The sequence below is a fragment of the Mesorhizobium sp. M7A.F.Ca.CA.002.09.1.1 genome, from assembly GCF_003998555.1.
Taxonomy (GTDB): domain Bacteria; phylum Pseudomonadota; class Alphaproteobacteria; order Rhizobiales; family Rhizobiaceae; genus Mesorhizobium; species Mesorhizobium ciceri.
Map to the genome: position 1 here is coordinate 1 of NZ_RZRR01001571.1, position 498 is coordinate 498.

Genomic DNA, 498 nt, shown 5'->3' on the forward strand with positions numbered 1-498 from the left:
GAGTTACCGACATAGCGCACAAGTTGCAGCAGCGCGCCACAGCCCTCATCGATCGGATCCGTGGCGCCGACGAGGGGAATTTTGATGGCCGACTATCTTGCAGACGTGAAGAAATACGATGCCTCGGCGAGTGCCGACGTGGTCGACAAAATCGTGAAGCATCTTGGCATTGCGCTTCGGAACCGCGATTCCTCGCTGGTGTCTTGCACCGATCCGAAGGAACTGGAGCGCGTCAAGGCTGGCTGGGTTGCCAAGAAGCTCGGCATATCGGACGACAGCAAGGCCGACGCTTCGATCGAGAAGGTCTGCAAGGCGATGGCCGCCGACAACACCAAGAACCGGGTTACCTTCTACTACCTGGTTGCCAAGGACCTGGGTAAACTCGGCTCCCTCTGACGGCCGCGCTTCAATTCGCCGGGCTGGCGCGGTCCATGCGCCAGCCGGTGATGTTGTTGGGGACTGACTGGCTTCGGGCATAGCTTGCGCGCTGCTTTGTGG

Annotated in this window: 1 protein-coding gene; it reads left to right on the plus strand. The window is 60.0% G+C overall.

The window, feature by feature from the left end; all coding sequences use genetic code 11:
- Positions 1-84 precede the first annotated feature (84 nt).
- Positions 85-396 (plus strand): DUF2853 family protein, encoded by a 312-nt coding sequence (locus EN994_RS34715; protein ID WP_013531020.1) that lies wholly within the window; start codon positions 85-87, stop codon positions 394-396.
- Positions 397-498: the final 102 nt, after the last annotated feature.